The organism is Blastococcus sp. HT6-30 (genome assembly GCF_039729015.1).
In the GTDB taxonomy this organism is placed as follows: domain Bacteria; phylum Actinomycetota; class Actinomycetes; order Mycobacteriales; family Geodermatophilaceae; genus Blastococcus.
This window is the reverse complement of sequence record NZ_CP155792.1, coordinates 2,393,614-2,418,140: the sequence shown is the minus strand read 5'-3', so window position 1 is coordinate 2,418,140 and position 24,527 is coordinate 2,393,614. Positions and strand designations below refer to the sequence as shown.

The 24,527-nt window shown below is 75.3% G+C and carries 20 protein-coding genes and 1 riboswitch; of the genes, 15 read left to right on the top strand and 5 right to left on the bottom strand.

Features of this window, described 5'->3' with window-relative positions:
- Positions 1 to 29: 29 nt before the first annotated feature.
- Positions 30 to 932, bottom strand: coding sequence for an SMP-30/gluconolactonase/LRE family protein (locus ABC795_RS11665; RefSeq protein ID WP_347057354.1), 903 nt, complete (start codon positions 930 to 932; stop codon positions 30 to 32).
- Between the two features lie 113 nt (positions 933 to 1,045).
- On the opposite strand from ABC795_RS11665, the gene ABC795_RS11660 reads away from it, so the two are divergent.
- Both ABC795_RS11660 and ABC795_RS11655 read left to right on the top strand, forming a co-directional pair.
- Entirely contained in the window at positions 1,046 to 1,984 is a 939-nt protein-coding gene (locus ABC795_RS11660) for a Rieske 2Fe-2S domain-containing protein (RefSeq protein ID WP_347057353.1), read from the top strand.
- Positions 1,981 to 2,463 (top strand): hemerythrin domain-containing protein, encoded by a 483-nt coding sequence (locus ABC795_RS11655; protein ID WP_347057352.1) that lies wholly within the window; start codon positions 1,981 to 1,983, stop codon positions 2,461 to 2,463. Before ABC795_RS11660 ends, ABC795_RS11655 begins: the two co-directional genes overlap by 4 nt.
- Positions 2,464 to 2,472: 9 nt before the next feature.
- Here the strand turns inward: ABC795_RS11655 and ABC795_RS11650 are convergent, their stop codons facing one another.
- Both ABC795_RS11650 and ABC795_RS11645 read right to left on the bottom strand, forming a co-directional pair.
- Positions 2,473 to 3,564: a DUF5925 domain-containing protein gene (locus tag ABC795_RS11650; RefSeq protein ID WP_347057351.1), complete on the bottom strand. Its 1,092-nt coding sequence runs from the start codon at positions 3,562 to 3,564 to the stop codon at positions 2,473 to 2,475.
- 123 nt (positions 3,565 to 3,687) lie between these two features.
- Positions 3,688 to 4,224 (bottom strand): NlpC/P60 family protein, encoded by a 537-nt coding sequence (locus tag ABC795_RS11645; protein ID WP_347057350.1) that lies wholly within the window; start codon positions 4,222 to 4,224, stop codon positions 3,688 to 3,690.
- Between the two features lie 15 nt (positions 4,225 to 4,239).
- A riboswitch (cyclic di-AMP (ydaO/yuaA leader) is annotated at positions 4,240 to 4,399 on the bottom strand.
- Positions 4,400 to 4,735: 336 nt separating this feature from the next.
- On the opposite strand from ABC795_RS11645, the gene ABC795_RS11640 reads away from it, so the two are divergent.
- From ABC795_RS11640 to ABC795_RS11610, 7 genes are all read left to right on the top strand, one after another.
- Positions 4,736 to 7,945, top strand: a complete 3,210-nt coding sequence (locus ABC795_RS11640) for a carboxyl transferase domain-containing protein (RefSeq protein ID WP_347057349.1) — start codon at positions 4,736 to 4,738, stop codon at positions 7,943 to 7,945.
- Between the two features lie 110 nt (positions 7,946 to 8,055).
- Positions 8,056 to 8,217 (top strand): hypothetical protein, encoded by a 162-nt coding sequence (locus ABC795_RS11635; protein WP_347057348.1) that lies wholly within the window; start codon positions 8,056 to 8,058, stop codon positions 8,215 to 8,217.
- A 109-nt stretch (positions 8,218 to 8,326) separates the two neighbouring features.
- Positions 8,327 to 8,974: a hypothetical protein gene (locus ABC795_RS11630; protein ID WP_347057347.1), complete on the top strand. Its 648-nt coding sequence runs from the start codon at positions 8,327 to 8,329 to the stop codon at positions 8,972 to 8,974.
- A 70-nt stretch (positions 8,975 to 9,044) separates the two neighbouring features.
- The gene (locus tag ABC795_RS11625) at positions 9,045 to 9,182 is read left to right on the top strand and encodes a hypothetical protein (RefSeq protein WP_347057346.1); all 138 of its coding nucleotides are present in this window, start codon (positions 9,045 to 9,047) and stop codon (positions 9,180 to 9,182) included.
- Between the two features lie 53 nt (positions 9,183 to 9,235).
- On the top strand, positions 9,236 to 10,192 hold the full coding sequence (locus ABC795_RS11620; protein WP_347057345.1) for a D-2-hydroxyacid dehydrogenase family protein: 957 nt from the start codon (positions 9,236 to 9,238) through the stop codon (positions 10,190 to 10,192).
- Between the two features lie 81 nt (positions 10,193 to 10,273).
- On the top strand, positions 10,274 to 10,507 hold the full coding sequence (locus ABC795_RS11615; RefSeq protein WP_347057344.1) for a hypothetical protein: 234 nt from the start codon (positions 10,274 to 10,276) through the stop codon (positions 10,505 to 10,507).
- A 199-nt stretch (positions 10,508 to 10,706) separates the two neighbouring features.
- A complete protein-coding gene (locus ABC795_RS11610; RefSeq protein ID WP_347057343.1) occupies positions 10,707 to 11,414 on the top strand; it encodes a maleylpyruvate isomerase family mycothiol-dependent enzyme in 708 nt (235 codons plus the stop codon).
- 88 nt (positions 11,415 to 11,502) lie between these two features.
- Here the strand turns inward: ABC795_RS11610 and ilvA are convergent, their stop codons facing one another.
- Positions 11,503 to 12,783: a threonine ammonia-lyase IlvA gene (ilvA, locus tag ABC795_RS11605; protein WP_347057342.1), complete on the bottom strand. Its 1,281-nt coding sequence runs from the start codon at positions 12,781 to 12,783 to the stop codon at positions 11,503 to 11,505.
- Positions 12,784 to 12,913: 130 nt separating this feature from the next.
- On the opposite strand from ilvA, the gene ABC795_RS11600 reads away from it, so the two are divergent.
- From ABC795_RS11600 to ABC795_RS11585, 4 genes are all read left to right on the top strand, one after another.
- Positions 12,914 to 13,453: a hypothetical protein gene (locus ABC795_RS11600; protein WP_347057341.1), complete on the top strand. Its 540-nt coding sequence runs from the start codon at positions 12,914 to 12,916 to the stop codon at positions 13,451 to 13,453.
- Positions 13,454 to 13,568: 115 nt separating this feature from the next.
- Entirely contained in the window at positions 13,569 to 13,931 is a 363-nt protein-coding gene (locus ABC795_RS11595; RefSeq protein WP_347057340.1) for an STAS domain-containing protein, read from the top strand.
- A 10-nt stretch (positions 13,932 to 13,941) separates the two neighbouring features.
- Positions 13,942 to 16,161, top strand: a complete 2,220-nt coding sequence (locus ABC795_RS11590) for a SpoIIE family protein phosphatase (protein WP_347057339.1) — start codon at positions 13,942 to 13,944, stop codon at positions 16,159 to 16,161.
- Positions 16,162 to 16,406: 245 nt separating this feature from the next.
- Positions 16,407 to 16,868 (top strand): DUF3048 domain-containing protein, encoded by a 462-nt coding sequence (locus tag ABC795_RS11585; RefSeq protein ID WP_347057338.1) that lies wholly within the window; start codon positions 16,407 to 16,409, stop codon positions 16,866 to 16,868.
- Positions 16,869 to 16,998: 130 nt separating this feature from the next.
- Here ABC795_RS11585 and ABC795_RS11580 read toward each other — a convergent pair whose 3' ends face one another.
- Positions 16,999 to 22,890, bottom strand: a complete 5,892-nt coding sequence (locus ABC795_RS11580) for a DUF4011 domain-containing protein (protein WP_347057337.1) — start codon at positions 22,888 to 22,890, stop codon at positions 16,999 to 17,001.
- 365 nt (positions 22,891 to 23,255) lie between these two features.
- Between ABC795_RS11580 and ABC795_RS11575 the strand changes: the two genes are divergently transcribed.
- Together ABC795_RS11575 and ABC795_RS11570 are read left to right on the top strand one after the other, a co-directional pair.
- Positions 23,256 to 24,047, top strand: a complete 792-nt coding sequence (locus tag ABC795_RS11575) for an enoyl-CoA hydratase/isomerase family protein (protein ID WP_347057336.1) — start codon at positions 23,256 to 23,258, stop codon at positions 24,045 to 24,047.
- 129 nt (positions 24,048 to 24,176) lie between these two features.
- Positions 24,177 to 24,395 carry a hypothetical protein gene (locus ABC795_RS11570; protein WP_347057335.1) on the top strand — a complete coding sequence of 73 codons (219 nt, stop codon included), beginning with the start codon at positions 24,177 to 24,179 and terminating at the stop codon, positions 24,393 to 24,395.
- Positions 24,396 to 24,527 lie beyond the last annotated feature (132 nt).

The following is a 24,527-nucleotide window of genomic DNA, read 5'->3' as shown; positions in this document are numbered from 1 at the left end:
TCAGCCCCCCCGGACGGCCCTCTCGCCGCTCACGGCAGGCCCGCGTGCGGGACGGCGACCTGCGTCGACACCAGCACCGCCTCGCGCACCGGCGCCCGCGTGTGCTCGTGGAAGTCCGGGGCGCAGCACATCAGCAGCGTGCGGCCGTCCTCGCCGCCCAGCGCGCAGGCGTAGACGCCCATCCCGCCGGGTGCGGTGATCTCATCGACGATCGTCCCGCCGGGCGCGAGGCGGAGCACCCGCGAGCCGAAGCCGTCGGCGACCCAGACGTGCCCGTCGGCGTCCAGCGTGCAGCCGTCCGGCGCGACGACGACCTGCCCCAGCAGCTCCTCGACCGAGCCGCCCACCGGCTCGGCGCCCAGCGACGCCCACACCCGCCGCTCGCCCAGCGAGCCGTCGGAGCCGATGGCGAAGGCGGAGAGGCGGTTGCCCCACGTCTCGCCGACGATCAGCGTCGCGCCGTCCGGGGTGATCACCGAGCCGTTCGGAAAGCGCAGCCCCTCGGCCACCACGCTCACCGTGCCGTCGGGGTCGACCCGCTTGAGCGAGGCCGGCGCCGGCGCCCCGCCGCCCATCAGGTCGAAGCCGAAGTCGCCCACGAACGCGCGACCCGAGGCGTCGACCACCATGTCGTTGAGCAGGCCGGTGCAGACGTCGGAGAGGTCGGCGTGCGTCGACACCTCGCCGTCGGCGACCCGCAGCAGCCGGTGGTCCTTCATCGACACCACCAGCAGCGAGCCGTCGGGCAGCCAGCCCAGCCCCGACGGCTGGTTCTCCACCTCGAGGACGACGGTCTCCGCGCCACCCTCGGCCGCCACCCGGCTCACGGTGTGCCGGTAGAAGTCCGACACCCACCACTGCCCGTCGCGCCACCGCGGCCCCTCGAAGTAGGAGCCACCCTCCAGCACCGTCCGGAACTCTCGATCAGCCATGCCGTCGGACGTTACGACCACCCGGCCCCGGGCACGAGGACGTCGCCACCTCCTGTTTTCCGCCGTGCCGGGGTGGGCAGGGCCTCGGGCATGGCGGCGGAAGACGTGCACCGGTGAGCGTCCGGGCCCTGCTCGAGCGGGCGGTCGGCACGGTCGAGCGGTGGCAGCTGCTCGATGCGCCCGGCTACCAGGTCGAGCACGGGATCTCGCTGACCTTCCTGCTGGCGGGTCGGTACGCCCGCCCGCTCCAGGACCTCCTGCACGGCGTCTGGCTCGGGCACCCCCTGCACCCCTTCCTCGTCACCGTGCCGATCGGGTCCTGGAGCGCCGCCGCCCTGCTCGACGGCCTCGACGCCACCGGCCGCGGCGGTCCGGGCGCCGGGCAGGCGGCGCGCACCGTCGTCGGCCTCGGGATCGCGGGTGCGGTGGGCGCCGCCGCGAGCGGGATGACCGACTGGCAGCACGCCCACGACGAGGCCCGCCGGGTCGGCCTCGTGCACGCGGCCCTCAACAGCACCGCGCTCGCCCTCTACGCGTGGTCGTTCGCCGACCGGGGCCGCGGCCGCACGGTGCGGGCGCGGGTGACGGCCGCCGCCGGCTACGCCGTCGTCCTCACCAGCGGTTACCTGGGCGGCGTCCTGTCCTACCGCCACCGGCTCGGCGTCGACCACTCCGCGGCCGGCCGGTCGCCCCGCACCTTCACCCCGGTCGCGCGCCTGGCCGACCTCCCCGACGGCGAGCCGTTCGGCGCCGACGTCGACGGCGTTCCGGTGGTGCTCGTCCGCACCGACGGCGCGGTCCGGGCGGTCAGCGGGCGCTGCCCGCACATGGGCGGTCCGATGGGGGAGGGCTGGCTGCACCGCGACGAGCTGGTCTGCCCGTGGCACGGGTCGCGCTTCGACCTCGACACCGGGGAGCCGGCGCAGGGGCCGGCCACGGCCCCGCTGCCCTGCTACGACACCCGCATCAGCGACGGCGCGGTGGAGGTGCGGCGGCGGGCCCGGTGGCGCAGCCCGACGGCGATCACCACGGAGGAGGAGGCGTCCCGATGAAGGCCGACGAGGTGCTGATCGCACACCACGACGTGCTGCGCGGGCTGCTCCGCGAGCTGGCGGAGACCACCGAGGCGCAGGCCGACCGGCGGGAGGAGCTCCGGAACCGGTTCCTCCGCGAGATCGAGATCCACGCCCAGATCGAGGACGAGCTGTTCTACCCCGCCGTACCCGACGTCTCCCCGCTGCTGGCGCTCGCGCACGCCGAGCACCGGCAGATCGACGACCAGGTCGCGACCGTCATGCGCACGGACGTCACCGATCCGGAGTTCGCCGGCGAGGTGCGCATGCTGGAGAAGACGGTGCGCCATCACACGATGGAGGAGGAGCAGCGGATGTTCCCCCAGTCGCACGCCCTGGGAGAGGAGCGCCTCGAGGAGCTCGGCGATCAGTTGCGCGCACGGCAGCAGGAGCTGGCCCGGTCGGGCGGGATGCGGCTGATCGTGCGGCTCAAGCGGGCCACCCTCCGCTCCGTGTGACGGCCGCCCTCAGAGATAGCCGCCGGGTTCCGCCGCCCGCGCCTCGGTCGGGTGCACGCGCTCCTCGCGCCGGGCGTACAGCTCCGCCAGCGTCATCGGGCGCTCGGGAGCGGGAGCGCCGTCGCCCAGCCACGCCTGCGCCTCGTCCGGCGACAGCAGCTCGAACTCCACCTGGCTCAGGCACCGGCCGGGGCGGGTGATCGCCGGGTGCAGGCGGCCGACGTCCTCGTTGGTGGTCAGCAGGACCAGCACCCGGAGTCCGTGGCCGAGGATGCCGTCGCAGAGGTTCAGCAGCCGGCCCAGCGATGCGCCGGCCCGCACCTTGGCGTCCGAGCGCAGGTACTCGTCGCAGTCCTCCGCCACCACCAGCCGCCACCGGCCGTCGTCGTCCTCGTCCTCGTCGACCCCCGCCACCTGCAGCAGGTACTGCGGCTCGGCGAAGAGCCGCTCGGGGTCCATCACGTAGTGCACCCGGCACCAGTCCGACCACTCCCGGCCGAGGGCCCGCACGGCCGTCGTCTTCCCCGTTCCGGGGACGCCGTGCCACAGCACCAGGCGCCCGGCCCGCCCCGACATGTCGGTGGCCGTCATGAGGGCTGCCAGCGACCGCCGCGTCCGCTCCGGGTAGTTGACCGCAGCCTCGGCCCAGCTGGGTGCGGTCACCCGGCGCGAGGACTCCAGCCCGCCGTTCGAGCCGCCCGACCAGAAAGCCATCTGCACCTCGCCCTCCGGTGCGGCCGTGACCTGCTCGGCGCCGGTGACGACCTGCGCCACCAGCGCCTCGACGGCGGCCAGGTCGGCACCGACGACGTCGACCGTCGTCATCCGGTTCGCCACCTCCAGCCGCGCCAGCAGCCCCGGCAGGGCGGCGACGACCGTGCGGGAGCTGCCGTCCTTGCGGTCCAGGCGCAGCACCGCGCCGTCGGGGAGCAGCGGCAGCGGGTCCGCCACGGCGCCGGTCACCTCGCCGCTCCGCTGGTAGGGCATGCCGCCGTCCCACTGCGCCTGCACCAGCATTCCGCTGGCGAAGTCGAACCGGTCCAGCCACAGGCCCGGCCGCAGGAACCCGTGCGGAGGAGGGGACTGGAGGTGGTCGGTCACGGCTCTCCCTGCACAGGCGGTCGTCGGGCACGGACGGTAACCCGGAGGGGTGTCAGGACGCCCGGACGGCGATGCCCCCGGCCGCGGGAGCAGCCGGGGGCATCGACGCGGAGCGCGTCCCGATCAGGCGACCCGGCGGGCGGTGTTGTAGCCCCACATCGAGTCGACCGGCACGACCGCGACCGGCTGGCCGAAGGTCGAGGAGTGCACCATCAGCCCGTCGCCGATGTACATGCCGACGTGGCCCACCGGGTCGTAGAAGAAGATCAGGTCACCGGGCTGCAGGGCGGCGCGGCTCACGGGAACGCCCGCGGTCGACTGCGCCCGCGAGGTCCGCGGGATCTCGACGCCGGCGGCCTGGTAGGCCGACCAGGTCAGGCCGGAGCAGTCGTAGCCGCCGGGGCCCGTGCCGCCCCAGACGTAGGGCTTGCCCACCTGGGCGAGCGCGGTGTCGACCGCGACCTGGGCGGCATGGTCCGGCGCCGCCACCGGGGCGGAGGCGAGGGCCACCGGAGTCGCCGCGACCGGAGCGGGAGCGGGAGCGGGAGCTGAGGCCGAGGCGGTCAGCGGGGTGAGGGCGATCCCCGCGCCGGTGACGAGAGCGAGCGCCGCCCCGCGGAGGGAGCGGCGGGTGGTCGAGGACGTGCGGGTGGTCGTCATGGACGACGGGTTCTCCTGTTCTCCGACAACCGCCTACCGGGTTAGCTGACGGGTTCGGGCGGGGAACTCGCCCGGCGCTCCCGGTCGTGGCCGGTCGCGCTTCACCCCAGTGCTGCGGTGGGTCCCCGGTCCGGGCGGCGGTGCGATCCGACGTCCGGTTCGGCGGTGTCCGCGCGGGTGTCACCGGGTGTGGTGACGACGGGGCCCCGGGCGGACCGCGACGACGCTAGGTCGGTCACGGAAAGGTCACAAAGCGGCCGGACGCGGCTCTCCGGGCCCTCCCGTGGCGGGCCATCCGGCCCCGCCGGGAGCGCGACTCGCCGAGCGGACCTCCGCCGATCCCGACGGCGGTCGCGACTCGTGTCCATCCGACAGCACGGAGAGCGATCGCGCGCTTACTTTTCGATGGTCAGCATGCCCCGACTGGCCGTCCACGATCGCGTGCGCAGCGTCCCGGGCGGGGCGGTGACCGGCGCCACAGCGCGTCGGAGGTCCGTGCGAGCATCGCCGGGTGGCCCGCCTGCTGATCGCCAACCGTGGTGAGATCGCCGTCCGGATCGCCCGTGCGGCGGCGGCCGAGGGGATGACGTCGGTCGCCGTCGCGCCCGCCGACGAACCCGACGCCGCGCACCTCACCGCGGCCGACGAGGCGCACCTCCTCCCCGGCAGCGGCCCGGCCGCGCACCTCGACGCCGCGGCGGTCGTCCGGGCCGCGCGCGCCACCGGCTGCGACCTCATCCACCCCGGCTACGGCTTCCTGTCCGAGGACCCGGCGCTGCCGCGGGCCTGCGAGGACGGCGGCGGACCGCTGACCGTCGTCGGCCCGGGCGCCGCGGTGCTGGAGGTCCTCGGCGACAAGGTGCGCGCCCGGGCGGCCGCCACGGCCGCCGGCGCTCCCGTTCCGCGCGGCACCGCCGACGCCGTCACGGCGGAGCAGGTGGCCGAGCTGGTGGCGGCCAGCGGCGCGGTGATGCTGAAGGCGCGGTTCGGCGGCGGCGGACGGGCCACCCGCGTCCTCCGCCGGGGCGACGACGTCGCCGCCGCCGTCGCCTCGGTCTCCGGCGAGGCCCGGGTCGCCTTCGGCAGCGACGCGCTCCTGGCCGAGGAGCTGGTCGAGGACGCCCGGCACGTCGAGGTGCAGGTGCTCGGGGACGCCGTCGCCGACGTCGTCGTCCTGGGCGACCGCGACTGCTCCCTGCAGCGCCGCCGGCAGAAGGTCGTCGAGATCGCGCCCGCGCCGAACCTGCCGGGTGCGGTCCGGAGGCGGCTGCACGACGCCGCGGCGGCGCTCGCCCGGCAGGTCGGCCTCCGGGGGCTGGCCACCGTCGAGTTCCTCGTGCCGGCCGGCGACCCCGAGCGGTTCGTCTTCCTCGAGTGCAACCCACGGCTGCAGGTCGAGCACCCGGTCACCGACGAGACCCTCGGCCTGGACCTCGTGCGGCTGCAGCTGCGCGTCGCCGCCGGCGCCACGCTCGCCGACCTCGGGCTGGCCGACGGCCCGCCCCGCGCCGTCGGGTGCGCCGTCCAGGCCCGGGTCAACGCCGAGACGCTCACCGCCGACGGCGTCGTCGTCCCCTCCGCGGGCGCGATCGCGTCGCTGGCCCTGCCCGGTGGCCCCGGCGTGCGCGTCGACACCGCGGCCCGGCCGGGCACCGAGGTCAGCCCCCGCTACGACTCCCTGCTCGCCAAGGTGGTGGTGCACGAGCGGCAGGGCGGTCTCCCCGAGGCGCTGGCGCACCTGCACCGGGCGCTGGCCGAGGTCGACGTCCGCGGCGTCGCCACGAACACCGGCGTCCTCCGGGCCCTGCTGGCGCATCCGGAGATCACCGAGGCGACCACCACCTTCGTCGACGACCACCTCGCCGACCTCGCGCCGGCCGTCGCGGCGGAAGCCGGGGAGACCGGCGACGGGCTCCGGGCGCCCGTGCCCGGCACCGTCGTCGCGATCGAGGCCGGGCCGGGCACGACCGTCGAGCCCGGAGGAGCGGTCGTCGTCCTCGAGGCGATGAAGATGGAACACGTCGTCGCGCCGCCGGCCGGTGGCACCGTCCGGCGGATCGCGGTGCGGATCGGCGAGACCGTCCGCCAGGGTGAGCTGCTCGCCGAGGTCGAGCACGCCGCGTCCGGCGGGGACGCGCAGCGCGAGGAGATGGACCTCGACGCCGACCGCCCCGACCTCGCCGAGGTCCGCCGCCGCCACGAGGCCGGCCTCGACGCGCACCGGGCGGAGGCCGTGGCCAAGCGGCACGCCCAGGGCCGGCGCACCGCGCGGGAGAACCTCGCCGACCTCGTCGACCCGGGCAGCTTTCTCGAGTACGGACCGCTGGTCTTCGCCGCCCAGGAGCGCCGCCGCAGCCGGGCGGAGCTGCAGGAGCGCACCCCCGCCGACGGCGTCGTCGGCGGGCTGGCCGACGTCAACGGCGACCTGGTGGGCCGGGAGAGAAGTGCGGCGGTCGTCGTCTCGTACGACTACACCGTGCTCGCCGGCACCCAGGGCATGCGCGGGCACCTCAAGAAGGACCGGCTGTTCGAGCTCGCCGAGAAGCGCCGGCTGCCCGTCGTGCTCTTCGCCGAGGGCGGGGGAGGGCGGCCCGGCGACGTCGACTCCACGCACGTCTCCGCGCTCGACACGATGGCCTTCACCCTGTTCGGCAAGCTCTCGGGGCTGGTGCCGACCGTGGGCATCGCCAGCGGCCGCTGCTTCGCCGGCAACGCGGCGCTGCTCGGCACCTGCGACGTCGTCATCGCCACCGAGGACGCGAACATCGGCATGGGCGGCCCGGCGATGATCGAGGGCGGTGGGCTCGGCGTCGTCACGCCGGAGGAGATCGGCCCGATCGACGTCCAGCACGCCAACGGGGTGGTCGACGTCCGGGTCGCCGACGACGCCGCCGCCGTCGCCGCGGCGCGGCAGTACCTCTCCTACTTCCAGGGGCCGGTCGCCGACTGGACCGCGCCCGACCAGCGTGCCCTCCGCCACCTGGTGCCGGAGAACCGCAAGCGGGTCTACGACATGCACGCCGTGCTGCACGCGCTGGCCGACGAGTCCTCGGTGCTCGAGCTCCGCGACGGCTGGGGCGCCGGCATGATCACCGCGCTCGCGCGGGTGGAGGGCGCGCCGCTCGGCGTCGTCGCCAACGTCCCCACCCACCTCGGCGGGGCCATCGACTCCGACGCCGCCGACAAGGCCGCCCGGTTCCTGCAGCTGTGCGACGCCCACGGCCTGCCGGTCGTGTTCCTCTGCGACACCCCGGGGTTCATGGTCGGCCCGGAGTCGGAGAAGACGGCCACCGTCCGGCACTTCTCCCGGCTGTTCGTCATCGGCGCGAACCTCTCGGTGCCCATCGGCACGGTGGTGGTCCGCAAGGCCTACGGCCTCGGCGCGCAGGCCATGGCCGGGGGGAGCCTCAAGGTGCCGCGGTTCGCCGTAGGCTGGCCGACCAGCGAGTTCGGTCCGATGGGCCTGGAGGGCGCGGTGCGTCTGGGCATGCGCCGGGAGCTGGCCGCCATCGAGGACGACGCCGCGCGGACCGCCGCCTTCGACGCCGCCGTCGCCGCCGCCTACGAGAACGGCCGGGGCCTCAACGTCGCCGCCCACTGGGAGATCGACGACGTCATCGATCCCGCCGACACCCGCCGGTGGATCACCACCCTGACCCGCGAGGCGGCGGTCACGCCGCGCCCGCCCGGCCGCGTCCGGCCGCACGTGGACACCTGGTGAGTCGCGCGACGAGGTGAGAAGGGCGGCGCCGTGGTTGGCGCGGCGCCCGGCGGGGCACGGAGGAACCTGATCAGGAGCCGGCTCGAGTCGGCGACGACGAGGAGGCGAACATGGGAATGATGCGCAAGCTCATCGCGTCCGGTGTGGCGGCGAAGGTCTTCCAGGAGGCCAAGAAGCCGGAGAACCAGGCGAAGATCAAGAAGTTCATCTCGGACTTCCAGAACAAGGGCGGTGGCGGCGGCGCAGGCAAGGGCCGCGGCGCCGTCCGCTGACCCCGCCGGCAGCGTGCAGAACCGGGGAGCGGCCCCCGCGCAGGAGGCATCCGCCTCCCGGGCGGGGGCCGCTCCCCGGCCGTCGGGAGCCGAGCCCGCGGGGGCGCCGGTGAGGACGCGCGAGGAACACTGGCAGGAGCGGCTGGCGCTCCCGGTCCTGATCGCGGCGCTGGCCTCCATCCCGGCGATGTTCCTGACCGTCGCCGAGGGCACGCTGGGCACCGCCGGGCACGTCATCGACGTCGTCAGCGGGCTGGTGCTGGTCGCCGAGACGGTCATCCTGCTGGTCGTCGCCGAGAACAAGCGCGCCTGGCTGCGTGGGCACCTGGGGCTGGTCGCCCTGACCGTCGCGGTGGTCGTCGCCGTCGTCTTCGCGCTGGGCCCCGTGCAGATCCTGCGGCTGGTGCGCACCGTCGGCGCGCTGCGCATCCTGCGCGCCGGGCGCATCGTCAAGGCTGCCCGCAGCGTCAGCGACCGCATGGGCTTCACCGGCCGGCTCGCCCACGTGGCCGCCGCCGGCGCCGGGGTCCTGGTCGCCGTCTTCGTCGGGGTGGTCCTCGCCGACCCGACGTCCCGCTCCCGCGATCTGATCACCGCCGTGCTCGGCGAGATCAGCACGCCGCTGATCGTGGGGCTGTCCGCGGTCGCCGGGATCGTGCTCGGCGTGGCCACCTACCTGCTCGCCCGCGACCCCGGTGCCGGCCCCGACGCGGAGCACGACGGCGCGGAGGACGACGGCGGGCACCGCGCAGCATGAAGCTCGCGGACACCCGCGGCGTCCCATGCGTGGACGGGCCCGGAACGGGCACTCAGCACTCATGGGAATCATGAGCAAGATCGCCAAGGGTGGCATGGCCAAGAAGGTCATGGACGAGGCCCGGAAGCCGCAGAACCAGCGGAAGATCAAGGACGCCGTCTCCAAGTTCACCAACAAGGGCAACAGCAGCGGGACCAAGCGCCCGTGACGTCGCGTCCCCGGCCCGAGCGGCCGGGGACCGGTCTGTAGTAGACCGGACGCATGCCTCGCATCGCCGTCCTCGACGACTACCAGTCGGTCGCGGCCGAGTTCACCGACTGGTCGCAGCTGCCGGAGCCGGCGGAGGTCGTCGAGTTCCACGACAGCGTCGCCGACCCCGACGCGATCGCCGCCCGGTTGGCGCCCTTCGAGGTCGTCGTCGCCATGCGCGAGCGGACCCGGTTCAGCCGGGAGGTGCTCGAGCGGCTCCCGAACCTGCGGCTGCTCGTCACCACCGGCATGCGCAACAAGTCCATCGACGTCGAGGCGGCCGCCGAGCTCGGCGTCACCGTCTGCGGCACCGGTGCCTCGGGCACGGCCACCGTCGAGCTGACCTGGGCACTGATCCTCGCCACCGTGCGGCATCTGCCGCAGGAGGACGCCGCGATGCGTGCCGGCGGCTGGCAGACCACGATCGGCGGCGACCTCGCCGGCGCGACCCTCGGCGTCATCGGACTCGGCCGGATCGGCTCGCAGGTGGCCCGCATCGGCGCGGCCTTCGGCATGGACGTGATCGCGTGGAGCCAGAACCTCACCGACGAGCGGGCCGCCGAGGTCGGTGCCCGCCGGGTCGACAAGGACGAGCTGTTCGCCACCGCCGACGTCGCCACGATCCACCTCCTGCTCTCCAAGCGGACCCGCGGGCTCATCGGCGCCGACGACCTCGCGCTGATGAAGCACACCGCCGTGCTGGTCAACACCAGCCGCGGCCCGATCGTCGACGAGGTGGCCCTGGTCGACGTGCTGCGCCGGGGCGCCATCGCCGGCGCGGGCCTCGACGTCTACGACAGCGAGCCGCTGCCGCGCGACTCCCCGCTCCGCGAACTGCGCCGCGCCGTCCTCACCCCGCACCTGGGCTACGTCACCCGCGGCACCTACGAGCTCTTCTACCGCGAGGCCGTCGAGGACGTCGCCGCCTTCCTGGCCGGCGCCCCGGTCCGGGTGATCACCCCGTCCTGAGGCACCCCGCCGACGGTTGGACGGCGGCGGCGCCGGGGTAGCTGTGCAGGCGTCCACACCCGACGGCGAGGGAGCAGTGCGATGACCGAGGGATCGATGTCCGGCCGTCCCTACGGCGGTGCGAACGAGCGGCCCGACGACCAGGAGAACCTCCCCGGTGAGCGGCCGGACGACGGGCAGGTGACCGCAGCGCCCGCGCAGTCGCCCCGGGCGGCGCAGGGCGGGGGCATGTCCGACGACGTGACCCAGGTGCCCGACAGCGGCGCGGACGACAAGCCGGCCGGGACGCCGGACGCCACCGGCCCCACGGGCTGAGCCCGCCGGGGCCGGTTCCCGGATCCCCGCTCCGCCGCGGGGGTCCGGGCGCCGGCCCCGGGGCGGCCGCCTCCGCGCTCGACGGTCCACCCCGACGAGCTCGGCGACGCGATCCGGGTGGTCGCGCGTTGGACGTCGCTCCGGTGAACAGCCGGCCTCCGTTCCTGTTCGCCTCGTCGCCTCGCTAGGTTCGGCGCTCGTGACCGACGAGCGGACGACCCCCTTCTTCGAGACCTCCCAGCGGTGGTGGGCCGACGGCGAGCTCGCCGTCGCCGGCCTCGTCGCCCGGCTGACCGACGAGGAGCTGGCCGGCGACTCCGCGCTGCCCGGCTGGTCCCGCGCCCACGTCATCGCCCACCTGGCCCGCAACGCCGACGCACTGGTGAACCTGCTGACCTGGGCGCGCACCGGCGTCGAGACGCCGATGTACCCGTCGCGTGCGGTCCGTGACGCGAGCATCGAGGCCACCGCCGCCCGTCCGGCCGCGGAGCTGCGTGCGGACTACGTCGACGCGTGCGGCCGGCTGGCGCAGGCGGTCGAGACCACGCCCGTCGAGGCCTGGACCGCGGAGGTGCGCAACGGTCAGGGCGTGACGGTTCCGGCGTCCACCGTGCCGTGGATGCGCGCCAAGGAGGTCTGGGTGCACGGCATCGACCTGGACGCCGGGCTCTCGTTCGCCGACCTCGATGCCGACTTCTGCACCGCCCTCGTCGACGACGTCGTCGGCCTGTTCGCCGCCCGCGACCAGGCGTTGGAGGTCACCGTCGTCGCCACCGATGTCGACCGGACGTGGGGGCGCGGCGGCCCGCGGATCGAGGGACGGGTGACGGCGGTGGCCGCGTGGCTGACCCGCTCCGACGCCTCGGGGCTGGCCGGTGACGTCCCGGCGCCGCCTGCCTGGCTGTAGGAGTGGTGCCCGGCCCGGGTGCTGACGCCGAACCGGTGGTCGGGCGGGCGGCAGCGCAGTACGGGAGGGAGCTCAGGGCGCCGGCCTGCTAGACGAGGAAGCGGTAGGCCGTCGACCCCGGGGCGACCAGCTGGATGCGCAGCGGGCTGGCCTCGATCCGGGCCAGCAGCTCCGCCAGCCCCTCGGCGCGGCCGAGCTCGATCCCGGTCAGCGCGGCGCCGGTCTCGCGGTTGTCCCGTTTGACGTACTCGAACAGCACGATGTCGTCGTCGGGGCCGAGCACCTCGTCGAGGAACCGGCGCAGTGCACCGGGCTCCTGGGGGAACTCCACGAGGAAGTAGTGCTTGAGCCCGCGGTGCACCAGCGAGCGCTCGACCACCTCGGCGTACCGGCTGACGTCGTTGTTGCCACCCGAGAGCAGGCAGACCACCGTCTCCCCGGGCTGCACGGTCACCAGCCCCCCGCTGAGCGCGGCCGTCGCGAGCGCCCCCGCGGGCTCGGCGATGACGCCGTCGGCCTGGTAGAGGTCCAGCATCTCGGTGCAGATCTGCCCCTCCGGCACGGCGACCAGCTCGGCGCCGGAGTCGCGCACCAGGGGATAGGTGACCGCGCCCGCCCGGCGCACGGCCGCGCCGTCGACGAACGTGTCGATCTCGGGCAGCTCCACCGGCTCCCCGGCCGCCAGCGCGGCCGCCATGTTCGCCGCACCCGCCGGCTCGACGCCGACGAGCCGGGTGGTGGGGGAGTGGATCCGCAGCCAGGTCCCAGCGCCGGCCAGCAGGCCGCCGCCGCCCACCGGCAGGACGACGACGTCGGGCGCGCAGCCGAGCTGCTCGAGGATCTCCACGGCGACCGTCGCCTGCCCGGCCACCGTCGACGGCGCGTCGAAGGCCGGCACGAGCGTCGCGCCGGTCACGCGGGCCGACTCCGCGGCCGCGGCGGCCGCCTCGTCGTAGGAGTCACCGACGACGACGAGCTCGACCATGTCACCGCCGAGGGCCGCGATCCGCTCGCGCTTCTGCCGCGGGGTGGTGCCCGGCACGAACACCCGGCCGTGCACCTGCAGGGCGCGGCAGGCGTAGGCGACCCCCTGGCCGTGGTTTCCGGCGCTGGCGCAGACCACCCCGGCGGCGCGCGCGTCGTCGTCCAGCCGGCTGATCGTCGTGTACGCGCCGCGGATCTTGTAGGAGCGGCCGACCTGGAGGTCTTCCCGCTTGAGCCACACGTCGGCGCCGGTCAGCCCGGAGAGCCGGGCGTTGCGCTGCAGCGGCGTCCGCTCGGCGACGCCGTCGAGCCGGCGGACGGCGTCGCGCACCTGCGCGGTGAAGGCGTCATCGGTCAGTGCGTCGTCGCGCCGCGTGGTGCTCACGCTGCCCATCGTCGACGACACCGCCGGCCCGGGGACGAGGAGGTGGTCGATCGCGCCGTGATCTGCCCCACGACGGCTCGCCGAGCCCTAGCGTGCTCGGCCCGGAACAGCGCGAGGCGGTGAGCGGTCCATGGCCCGAGCCCTGGTCGTCTACGAGTCGGTGCTCGGCGACGCGAAGCGGATCGCGATGGCGGTGGCGCACGGGCTGTGCACCCGGATGCCCGTCGACGTCGCCTGCGCGCGCGAGGCGCCCACGCAGGTGTCGGCGGACGTGCGGCTGCTCGTGGTGGGCGGGCCCACGCACACCCTCGGCATGGCCCGGCCGGCCATCCGCGGGGACGCCGTCCGGCGGCACCTCGCCGTCGTCCCGGACCTGGGGTTCGGGCTGCACGAGTGGCTGGACTCGGTGACGCTGCCCCGTGGCATCGACGCCGCCGCCTTCGACACCCGGCTGGACTCCCCGGCGCTGGGAACGGCGCTGGACCCCGCCGCCCGGACCGAGGAGACGCTGCTGCGCCGGCTGGGGGCGACGCTGGCCGCGCCGGCCGAGCACTTCCTGGTCACCGACGTCGCCGGTCCGCTGGCCGAGGGGGAGGAGGACCGGGCCCGCCGCTGGGGGCAGGCGCTGGCCGAGCTGGTGGCGCCGCACCCGATCCCGGTGCGGGGCTGAGGCGCTTGCAGCGCTGGTCACCCAGCTGCAGGTGCGGCTGGGTGACCAGCCGCTTCTCGCGGTTCCCGGTGGCCTACCCTCGGACGCCGGGACGACGCAGCGAGGGAGGTGGACGGTGTTCTTCGACGTGGAGCTCTCGACGGTCGCCGGGCGTCCGACCCTCACCGTGCGAGGGGAGCTGGACATCGTCACGGCGCCGCAGCTCACCGACGCCGCCGAGGCGCTGCTGGCCTCCTCGCCCGAGGCCGTCGTCGTCGACCTCACGCCCACCGTGTTCCTCGACTCGTCGGGCGCCCGCACGCTCGTCGCCGTCGCCCGCTGGGCCGTCGCGGCAGGCGCCACGCTGCACGTCGTCGCACCGCGCACCAACCGGCCCGTGCGGCTGCCGATCGACCTGATGCAGCTCGAGTCCGTGGTCTCCATCGTGAACTCCGCGGGCGAGATCCCCGGCGTCACCGCCGACCGCGACGCCACGTGACCTCGCGGCGATGACCAGCCGACCGGCCGGTCCGCCGAGCGCCGTCGACGACGCGGCGCTCGGCCGGTGCGCCGACGAGCCGATCGCGGTTCCGGGCGCGGTCCAGCCGCACGGCGTGCTGCTGGCGGTCTCCGAGCCCGACCTCGCCGTCGTCGTCGCGTCGGCGAACGCCGCGGCACTCTTCGGCCGGCCGGTGGCCGGCGCGTCCCTGGACGACCTGCTCGACCCGGGCGGCGCCGAACGGCTCCGGGCGGGTCTGGGCGGCGACCTCGCCGAGGTGAACCCGCTGCGCATGCGGGTGGCGGGCGTCGACGTCGACGTCGCGCTGCACCGGGCGGACGGGCTGCTGATCACCGAGTGGGAGCCGGTGCCCGGCGCCGGGGAGGCCGGGGCCGCGTGGCACCGCCGCCTGCCGGCGGTGCTCCAGCGGATGTCGACCGCCGCCACGCTCGACCAGCTGACCGGCGTGCTGGCCCGCGACGTCCGGGTGCTCACCGGCTTCGACCGGGTGATGGTCTACCGCTTCGACGCCGACTGGAACGGCGAGGTCGTCGCCGAGGACCGGCGCTCGGACCTGGAGCCCTTCCTCGGCCTCTGGTACCCGGCCAGCGACATCCCGGCCCAGGCCCGGGCGCTCTACACCACCAACTGGATGCGGCTGATCCCCGACGCCGGGTACCAGCGCGTGCCCCTGGAGCCGCCGGTGACGCCGGCGACCGGCCGCCCGCTGGACCTCTCCGGCGCGATGCTGCGCAGCGTCTCCCCGGTGCACCTGGAGTACCTGGCGAACATGGGCGTGGTCGCCTCGATGTCGATCTCGCTGATCGACCGGGGGCGGCTCTGGGGACTCGTCGCCTGCCACCACTACGCCGGCTCGCACCGGCCCTCCCATCCCGACCGCACCGCCGCGGAGTTCCTCGGCCGCACCGCCTCGCTGCTGCTGCCCACGCTGGTGTCCGCCGGCGAGCAGAGCGGGGTCGTGGCGGTCGCCCAGCGGCAGGCCGACCTCGCCGCCGCCGTCGGCCGCAGCCCGCGGGCACTGCCCGCTGCGCTCACCGAGGGCGCGACCACCGCTCTGGACCTGCTGCCCGCCGCCGGCGCCGCCGTCCGGCTGGGCGGCCGGCTGCACCTGCTGGGCACCACCCCGCCGGCCGACCGCGTCGTTCCGCTCGTCCGTGCGCTGCTGGACGCCGGCGTTCCCGTCACCGACGCGGTCAGCCGGGTCGTGCCGGAGGGCGCCGACCTCGCGTCCACCGCCAGCGGGGTGCTCGTCGCCGAGGTGGCCGGCGGGAGCGAGGACTTCGTCGCCTGGTTCCGGCCGGAGACGCTGCGCGAGATCACCTGGGGCGGCAACCCGTACACGTCGAAGACGGCGCAGACCGAGGCCGGGCCGCGGTTGAGCCCCCGCCGGTCCTTCGCCGCCTGGAGCGAGACGGTCAGGGAGACCTCGCAGCCCTGGCGCCAGCACGAGGTCGCCGCCGCCCGCGGCCTGGCCGCCCTGCTCACCGAGACGGTCATCAGCCGCGCCACCGAGGACAACCGCCTCGTCACCGCGCTCCAGCGCACCCTGCTGCTCGAGGAGCTGCCGGAGGTGCCGGGGGTGGACCTCGCCGCCCGCTACCTGCCCAGCGAGCACGACGTCGTCGGCGGCGACTGGTACGACCTGGTGCCGCTGCCCGGTGGCCGGGTGTCGCTCGTGCTCGGCGACGTCGCCGGCCACGGCCTCGCTGCCGCCGCGATCACCGCGCAGCTTCGGCACGCGCTCCGCGCCCACCTGCTGCGCGCGAGCGGTCCGGCGGCCGCGCTCGACGGCCTCAACCAGGTCATCGGGGCGCTGCTGCCCGGTGAGCTCGCGACCGCCGTCGTCGTCGAGCTGGACCCGGCGACCGGCGAGGTCGCCGTCGCCAACGCCGGTCATCCGCCGGTGCTGCACGCCACGGCCGACGGCGTCCGCTTCCTGCACGAGGGGCGCGGGCCGGCGCTGGGCCTGCTCGATGTCGCCGGCTACCGCGAGACGCGGCTGACCCTCGCCGGCGACGACCGCCTGCTGCTGTTCAGCGACGGGGTCGTCGAGCGCGGCGCCGGTGGCCTGGCCACCGGGCTGGAGGACCTGCGGAACGCCGTCGCCTGCGGGCCGGTGGAGCCGCAGGCGCTGCTCGACGCCGTCCTGCGGATCCTCGACCCGCCGCGCACCGACGACGTCACCCTGGTCGGGGTCGCCCGCACCTGAGCGCCGGGGAACGGCCTGGGCACGAACGCAGAGCCCGCCGGTGCGGCGGCGCGGCAGCACTCTCCGGCTCCCCGAGCGTGGGGAAGCGGCCCCGCCCGGAGCCCGCACCGGCCCCGACGCGAGAGCGAGCACGTGCCGCTGACCGGCGTGGACAGCGCCGGCGCCGACATCGGGCGGCCGGCGCTGGCGGTGAAGATCGAGAACTCCATCGCCGCCCGGCCCCAGACCGGCCTCGGCGCCGCGACATGGTCTGGGAGGAGGTCGTCGAGGGCGGCATCACCCGCTACGTCGCCGTCTACCACTCCACGGTGCCCGGCGAGATCGGGCCGGTGCGCTCGGTGCGGCCCATGGACCCGGCGATCGCCGCGCCGCTGCACGGGCTCTTCGCCTTCTCCGGTGGGCAGCGCGCCGGAGCCGGCACGCCCGCGGTGGAGGCCGACGGCACGCCGATGCGGGACCAACGTCGTCGTCCTGCGGGTCGACGTCGTGAACACCAGCGCGCTGGACGCGGCGGGCAACCCGGTGCCCGAGACGCTGATGGTCGGCGGGGGAGAGGCCCTGGTCGCCACCGGTGGGAAGACGCTGGGCGCCAGGTCGACGCGCCGGTCGCCCTCACCGCGCCCGACGGCAGCCCGGTTCCTCTCGCGCCCGGCACGACGTGGGTGGAGCTGGTGCCCAACCGGACGGGGTCGGTCACCGTCGGCTGAGCGGGTGCGGGTGGGCAGCTTCCCCGAGTGCGGAGTCGTTGCCGCCGACACGCGCGGACCCGCCGCGGTGGGCGACAGCAACTCCGCACTCGCGGCCGGAGCAGCAGCGACGGCCGAGCGGGCGGCGGGCTCAGCCGGTGATCACGCCCGATTTCTCGGTGAGCCGGCCGGCGTCGAGCGCGGACGCCAGCGCCTTCTCCAGCACCGGGATCGACGAGGCGGCCCGGCGCTTGTAGCCGAACACCGTGGCGGTGGCGGTGAGCAGCTCGTCGCGGTGCATCCCCGCGGCGGCCCGGCACAGCGCGGCCATCGCGTTGGCGATCTCCTCCGGCGCCACGTGCTCGATCGGCCGGTCGGTGCTCGACACCTGCCGGCGGAACCCGGTCCAGGTGGCGCGGTCGACGCCCTCGGGCCACAGGTGGTCGCCGTCGACGGCCGAGGGCGGCAGCAGCGACAGCAGCACCTGCTTGCGCGCCTCGGTCGCCCGGTTGAGCCCGAACGCGCCGACGGTCAGCTTGGCCAGCCGGTCCACGTGGATCGGCCCCTCCGCCTTCACCCCGGCGGTCATCACCCGGCGCACCACGCGCGCGGCCTTCGACGCCGGCAGCCCGTCGAGCACCGACTTCTCACCGGCGGTCTTCGGGATCCACGGCACGAACGGCGTCTCGCCCTCCAGCGCTACCGAGCCGGCCGGCTTCTTCGCGGTTGCGGCCTTCGGCGCCGGGCGGGCAGGGGGCGCGGGCACGGCCATCGACGTCACCGACGAGCGCAGCGCCGCGACGCCCTTGAACGACTCGACGGCCGCCGTCGGCAGCTGCAGCGGCTCGGGCACCGGGGCCGACGACACGGGAGCAGCGTCCACCGCGGCCACCAGCCGGTCGACGACGGCGGCCGGCCCGGCCAGCCACGTCGGCAGCCAGACGCGCGCCACGACCGGCCAGCGCAGCATGTCGCCGAGCGCCTCGACCGGCACCGCGTCGCGGTCGCCGACCGTGCCACGGCGGGCCCACGCCGGTCCGTCGAGCAGCACGGCGACCAGCGGTGTCTCCGGGTCGCCGGGTCGACTCACCGACAGGTCGACCCGGAACTCGGAGAGGCCGACCTCGGTGCGTACGACCAGCCCGCGCTCGCGCAGTGCCGCCGCGATCTCCTCCCGGTGCCGGTCGACCACGGCGGCCGACCGCGGCGAGCGGGGGAGCACGTCGGTGCCCTGCTCGGCCATGTCGAGGTAGGCGCGCAGGTGCTTGATGCCGACCGAGGAGGTCTCCTCGGCCCGCAGCTGCGCCGGGTCGAACGAGGAGAAGACGACGACCTGGCGCCGCGCGCGGGTGATCGCGACATTGAGCCGCCGCTCGCCGCCCTGGCGGTTGAGCGGGCCGAAGTTGAGCGGCAGCGTGCCGTCGGCGGCGGGGGAGAAGCCCGTGGAGAAGAAGATGACGTCGCGCTCGTCGCCCTGCACGTTCTCCAGGTTCTTGACGAACAGGCCCTCGCCGTCGGTGCGGTCCAGCGCCGCGGAGAGCCGGTCGTCGTCGGCGTCGCGCAGCAGCGCCTCGATGTAGGACCGCTGCTGGGCGTTGAAGGTGACCACGCCGATCGAGGGCACGACGCCCATGCCGTCCCACCTGGAGACCGCGTCGAACCGCCGGCGGATCTCGGCGACGATCGCGCTGGCCTCGACCGGGTTGGTGCGCAGCAGCCGGCCGGCGCCGGAGCGGTGGAAGGTGCCGGGCACCCGCACCAGCGACACCCCGCGGCCGTCCGGCTCCGCGGATGCCCGGCCGTGCGTCGGCGCCGGGAACGACGAGAGGCGGTTCTCGTAGTACTGGGCGTTGGAGAAGGCGATGAGGGACTCGTCCTGGCTGCGGTAGTGCCACGACAGCCAGTGCCGCGGCACCCCCGCCTGCACGCACTCGCTGAGGATCGACTCCTCGTCCTCGACGGCGGTCTCGACGACCTCGACCGAGTCGTCGCAGCTCGCCGTGGTCGGCTCCAGGAACGACGTGGGCGGCATCTGCCTGGAGTCACCGACGACGACGGCGGCGCGGGCCCGGCCCAGCGCACCGACGGCGTCGGCCACCCGGATCTGCGACGCCTCGTCGAAGACCACCAGGTCGAACTGGCCCGCCGTCGCGGGGAAGAACCGGGCCACCGAGTCGGGGGACACGAGCACGCACGGCATGACCGCGGTGATCAGGTCCCCGTACTGCGCCAGGAGCTGCCGCACGCCGAGCCCGCGGCGCTGCTTGGCCAGCTCCCGCTGCAGCGCGCCGACCTGGCCGGTGCCCATCGCCGCGTCGAACGGCCGCGAGCCCAGCACCGCCGCCGGCAGCGCCTGCGTCAGGTGCTCGCGCACCGCGCGGGAGGCGGCGGTGAACCGGGCGATCGCCGACTCGTGCGCCTGCTCGTCGAAGCCGTCCAGCCCGGTGGCGTCCAGCCGCTCGGCGACCGACGCCGACGCCAGCCCGCGGTCGAGCGCGCGCACCGCGTCGTCGGCGGCGACGGCACCGGTGATGAGCAGCGTGCGGGCGTCGAACAGGCCCGCGTAGCGCAGCGGCTCCAGCGTGTCGAGGAAGGACACCCAGCGGCGCAGCGACATCAGCACCGAGTTCTCGACCCCGCGCTCCGGGCGGGTCATCGACCAGCGGAGCACGAAGCCGTCGTCCCCGGCCCAGGCCGACAGCTGGTCGGAGGAGCTGCGGCAGACCTGCAGCAGCGAGGTCACCGCGTCGCGCAGCCGGGCGACGGCGGCAGCGGTCCCGGCCGACGTCGGCATCCCGGCCACGATCAGCTTGCGCAGCGCGACGTGGAAGGCCGAGGACCCGTCGACGGCGGCGCCGGCGCGGCGCAGCCACTCGACCTCGCGCTCGAGCAGGCCGGGGTCGGTGAACGGGTTCCAGCTCTCGGGCGCGGAGAGGCCGGGCACGGAGTTCACCCGGCCGGCGATGGCGGAGACCGCCGTCTGCACCCGCCACAGGTTCTCCACCAGCAGCGGGACGTCCCGGGGCCGGACCTTCGCGCCCGGCCGCAGGCAGCCGGCCAGCTGGTCCCGGACGGCGGTCAGCCGGCGGCGCCGCCCCCACCAGCCCGAGGCGGCCGCCGTCTGCGCGGACACGTAGATCCCGGCCAGCGGCAGGCCGACGACGTCGGGGGTGGCGACGTCGAGCCCCGGGTGCCGGAAGGCGGTGAACGCCGCGACCTCGCCGAGGACCGCGCCGGTCGCCGTCGTCCACCGGCCGCTGAACGTCTCGTCCAGCACGTCGAGGCCCACCGGGGGGCCGGACAGCAGGTGCACGAGCGAGTCGAGGTCCTCCGGGGTCCGCGCGTGCCGGAGCACCCCGCCCAGCTCGGGGAGGCAGGCCAGCTCGCGCACCGCCGCGTCGACGGCGGAGGCCGCCTCGCGGGCCGCGGGCAGGTCGACCTCCGGCGAGTCGACGAACGCCCACGGGTGCCGCGGCGACGGGCGGGTGAGGTCGGCGATGTCGGGCAGCAGGGCCAGCGCCCGCCGCACGGCCGTCAGCACCTCGGCGGGGGCGTTGGCGACGAACGGCAGCGGCACCGGGAGCGGCTCGACGTCGGTGCCGGCCGTCAGCTCGGCGGTGCGCGCGCTGTACAGCGACAGGCCGGCGGCGTTCTCGGCGTGCAGGCGGTCGGCGTAGCGGGCCAGCTGGCGGCGGGCCGAGCGCAGCGTCTCGGAGTCGGCGGCCAGGCCCTCCGCGTCGACGGCGATCGCGTGCTCCAGCGCGAGCCGGATCTGCGCCCGCACCATGGGGGCGCGCGACCCCTTGTCGTGCAGGTCGAGGGCGAACATGCCCATGCCGACCGCGTCCAGCCGCCGAGCGACCACGTCCAGCGCCGCGCGCTTCTCGGCGACGAACAGCACCCGCTTGCCGTCGGCGACCGCCCGGGTGAGCAGGTTGGTGATCGTCTGGGACTTGCCGGTGCCGGGCGGGCCCTCGAGCACGAAGGTGCGCCCGGCACCCGCCTCCGCGATCGCCCGCAGCTGCGAGGTGTCGGCCGCCACGGGCAGGCGGCCGGCCAGCTCGTCGAGGTCGACGTGCCCGCCGGAGTCGCGGGCCGGGTCCCGGAAGGGCTCGGTCGGCTCGTGCACGAGGTGGTGCACCAGCGGGTTCCGCGCGAAGTCGCCCCAGTGCTCGTCGAGGTCCTTCCACAGCCGGTACTTGGCGAACTGCAGGAGCGCCAGGTCCGCGGTCGCCTCGACCCGGTAGGGCAGGCCGTGGCCGACGAGGCCGACCCGCATGGCCTCCAGCGCCCGCTCCAGCTCCGGCGTGCTCTCCGCGGTGTCGCTCAGCGCCGGGACGACCAGGCCGTGCACCTGGCGCAGCTTCTCCAGCAGGCAGTAGTTCGGGGTGCTCGACCCCGACTCGTCCAGCGCCAGCCGGTAGGAGCCGGTGCGCCCGACCGGGCTGAGGACGACGGGTACCAGCAGCAACGGCGAGCGCAGCGGCCGTCCGTCGAGCTCCCACACCAGCGAGCCCAGGGCCAGGTAGAGGTTGTTGGCGCCGGTCTCCTCCTGCACCGTCTTGGCGCGGTAGGCGAGGTTGCGCAGCCGGGAGAGGTAGCCGTCGGAGGTGACGTCGGCGTGCACCTCCCGCCGTTCCACCAGCAGCTCGGTCAGCTGCTCGGCGGGCAGCTCCCGGGCAGTGGTGAGCCCGCGCTCCTTCTGGACGGCGGCCAGCTGGTCACCGGGCAGCAGGGTCAGCGGGGTTCCGTCGTGGACGAAGTTGTCCAGGATCGGCAGCGCGGTGTCCGGCACGGTCAGGGGCAGCCCGGCGCGGTGGCTGTAGTTGATCAGCCGGTTCCGCAGGGTCAGGTCCAGCAGCGCGTTCTTCCACTGCTGCACCCGCGGCGGCGCCTCGGGGCGGTTCGACTGCGGCGCCGGCGCCGGACCGGCCGGGAACGCCGGGGCGCTGTGCTCAGCCGGCCGGTACTCCACGATCTGCAGCAGCCCGTCCGGCGTCCGGGCGCGGGCGGGCAGCGGGAGGATGCCGTCGCACCGGGCGCGGTGGACGTCGGTGACGCCGAGGATGCGCTCGAGCTCGCCGGCCAGCCAGTCGGCGGAGGCGGCGCGGTGGAGGTCCTCGCCCGGGCGCCCGGAGGCGGTGAGCAGCGTCGTCTCGACCAGGCCGACGAGGCCGAGGTCGACCAGGTCGACCAGCGGCGCGGCGTCGGTGGTCGCGGCGCTCTCCGAGCTGCGCTCCTCCCGCCAGTACCCGAGGAATGCATGGCCGTCGGCCAGCCACAGCAGCGGGCGGATGCCGGCCTGCTCCAGCGCGGCGGCCAGGACGACGACGGTGTCCAGCGGGGTGGCCACGCGCCAGGTGAGGACGTCGCCGGGCGAGCGCACCTGCTGGCCGAGGTCGGACCAGCTGGCCGGCGGCTCGGAGTACCGGACCCCCCGGCGCCGGAGCGCCTCGGCGAGCGCCTGCACGACCTCGTCCACCCGCTCGGCGGTGGCCGCGTAGCCGACCATCGCACCGCTGCCGGTCTGCTGCTCCAGCAGCTCGGCGGCCTCGGCGACCAGCCCGGTGATCGCCGGGTGGTTGGGCATGACGTGCGCGGCGAGCATCTCCAGCGCCAGCGGCAGCGGAGCGGCCAGCCACTGGTTGGCCGCGAGCACCTGCACCGGGGCGGTGGTCTCGCCGAGCAGCACGCCGTCGAGTTCGACCTCGACGTCGACCACACCGGGCCGCTGCTCCTCGACGTGCAGCATCGCGGCGGGGTCCATGACCAGGCCGATGCCGGTGAGCACCGTGGTGCGGCCCTCGTCGACGTCGGCCAGCAGCTCGACGGCCTGGGCGATCGGGCCCTCGGCGTCGCGCACCGACAGGCGGACGGTCAGCCCGCGCAGGGTCCGGTCGGCGGTCAGCGCCAGCCGGGAGACCACCGGCAGCCGGTTGTGCGCCAGCGCGTAGCTGAGCACGGGGGTGGAGGTGAGGTCGATGGAGACGACCGCCGACGGCGCGACGACATCACCGAGCTCGATGTCGGCGGTGCTCTCCATGCCACCTGTCTACCGGGTCGGACGGACTGGTCCGCCCATGGTCGCCGACGGGTGGGGCGGATGTGACGGGTGCGGCCGATCGTTGCCAGGGAGCGCAGAACCGGCGGCCGATCCCGGTGCCGGCACGCTGGGGTCCTGCCGATGGGCGCGCCCCGGGCGGTCGGTCCCTGTGCACAGTCGGTCTCTGCTTCGCGGAGGAAGCGGAGACCGACGTCTCCGGAGCCGGCGACGGCACCGCCGTGATCCCCGCGGGCGGGCATCCACCGGCTGCCTCCGCACCGGGCCCTGCGGGCCGTGCCCCGGCTCCGCGCGCGGGTTCCGCGGCCGGCTTGCCCCGTGGACGGCGGCCGGGTCAAGGTGCGGGCATGAGCGATGCGCAGCGGCACGAGTCCGGCCTGGTCGTCGAGGACCGCGGGCACGTCCGGCTTCTCACCCTCGACCGGCCCGAGCGGCGCAACGCCCTGTCCACCGAGGTGCAGGCCGACCTGGTCGAGCAGTTCCTGCGCGTGGTCGAGGACGGCGTCCGCGCCGTGGTGCTCACGGGCAACGGCCCGGCGTTCTGCGCCGGGTTCGACCTCAAGGAGATCCGCGCGGCGGACGAGCGCGGCGAGCGGTTCCGCCCGCCGATGAACCGGCCCGCCCGGGCGGTGTTCGAGGTGGTCACCGAGACGCCGGTGCCGGTGATCGCCGCGCTCAACGGGCCGGCCGTGGCGGGGGGCTTCGAGCTGGCGCTCGCCTGCGACCTGCGGATCGCCTCGCCCGCGGTCCACTTCGCGCTGCCCGAGGCCGCGATCGGCATGGGGGCCAACTTCGGCTCCGTCGTCCTGCCCAAGCGCATCCCGGTGGGCATCGCCCTGGAGATGCTCTTCACCGGCGATCCGATCGACGCGGCCGAGGCCCAGCGCTGGGGGCTGCTCAACCGGCTGGTGGACCCGGAGGACGTGCTGCCGACGGCGCTCGGCCTGGCCGACCGGATCGCCGCCAACGCCCCCGTCTCCGTCCGCCGGATGAAGGAGACCGCCGTCAAGGCCCTGGAGCTGCCGCTCTGGCAGGGCCTGCGGCTCGACGTCGGCCCCAACCCCTACCTCAGCGAGGACCGCAAGGAGGGGATCGCCGCCCGCCTGGAGAAGCGGGCGCCGCGCTGGACCGGGCGCTGACGGATACGGAACCGTGTGGTTCATGACGTTCGCGTAACGGCTCGTCACTCCAGTCCGACGGGGGCGCGCACCGCCGGTCGCGGCTGTCAGGGTCCGACCGTCCCTGTCGGTCGAGCCCGAGGAGTCCTCATGAACTGTGCGCACTGCGGCGCCGTGCACCAGCGAGGCCGTTACTGCGTCGGCTGCGGCAAGACCATGCCGCCGTCACCGCTGCCGCCCCGCCCGGTCCGGCTCGCCCCGCGCCCGCCGTACGAGGTCACCGACGACGTGACCCAGCCGGTGCTGCGCTTCGACGTCCGCCCCCGGCGGGCGGACGCGGCGGAGCGGGTGCCGGCCGAGGCCGGCTGAGCCGCGCCCCCAGGCCTGGTCACCCGATGGGGTGACCAGGCTCACTGCTAGCAATCTGCTTGCAGTTGTTAGCACCCCGGGATGCGGGGCATGTACCAGAGCGTCAGGTCATCCTCGATCTCTGGAGCTGCA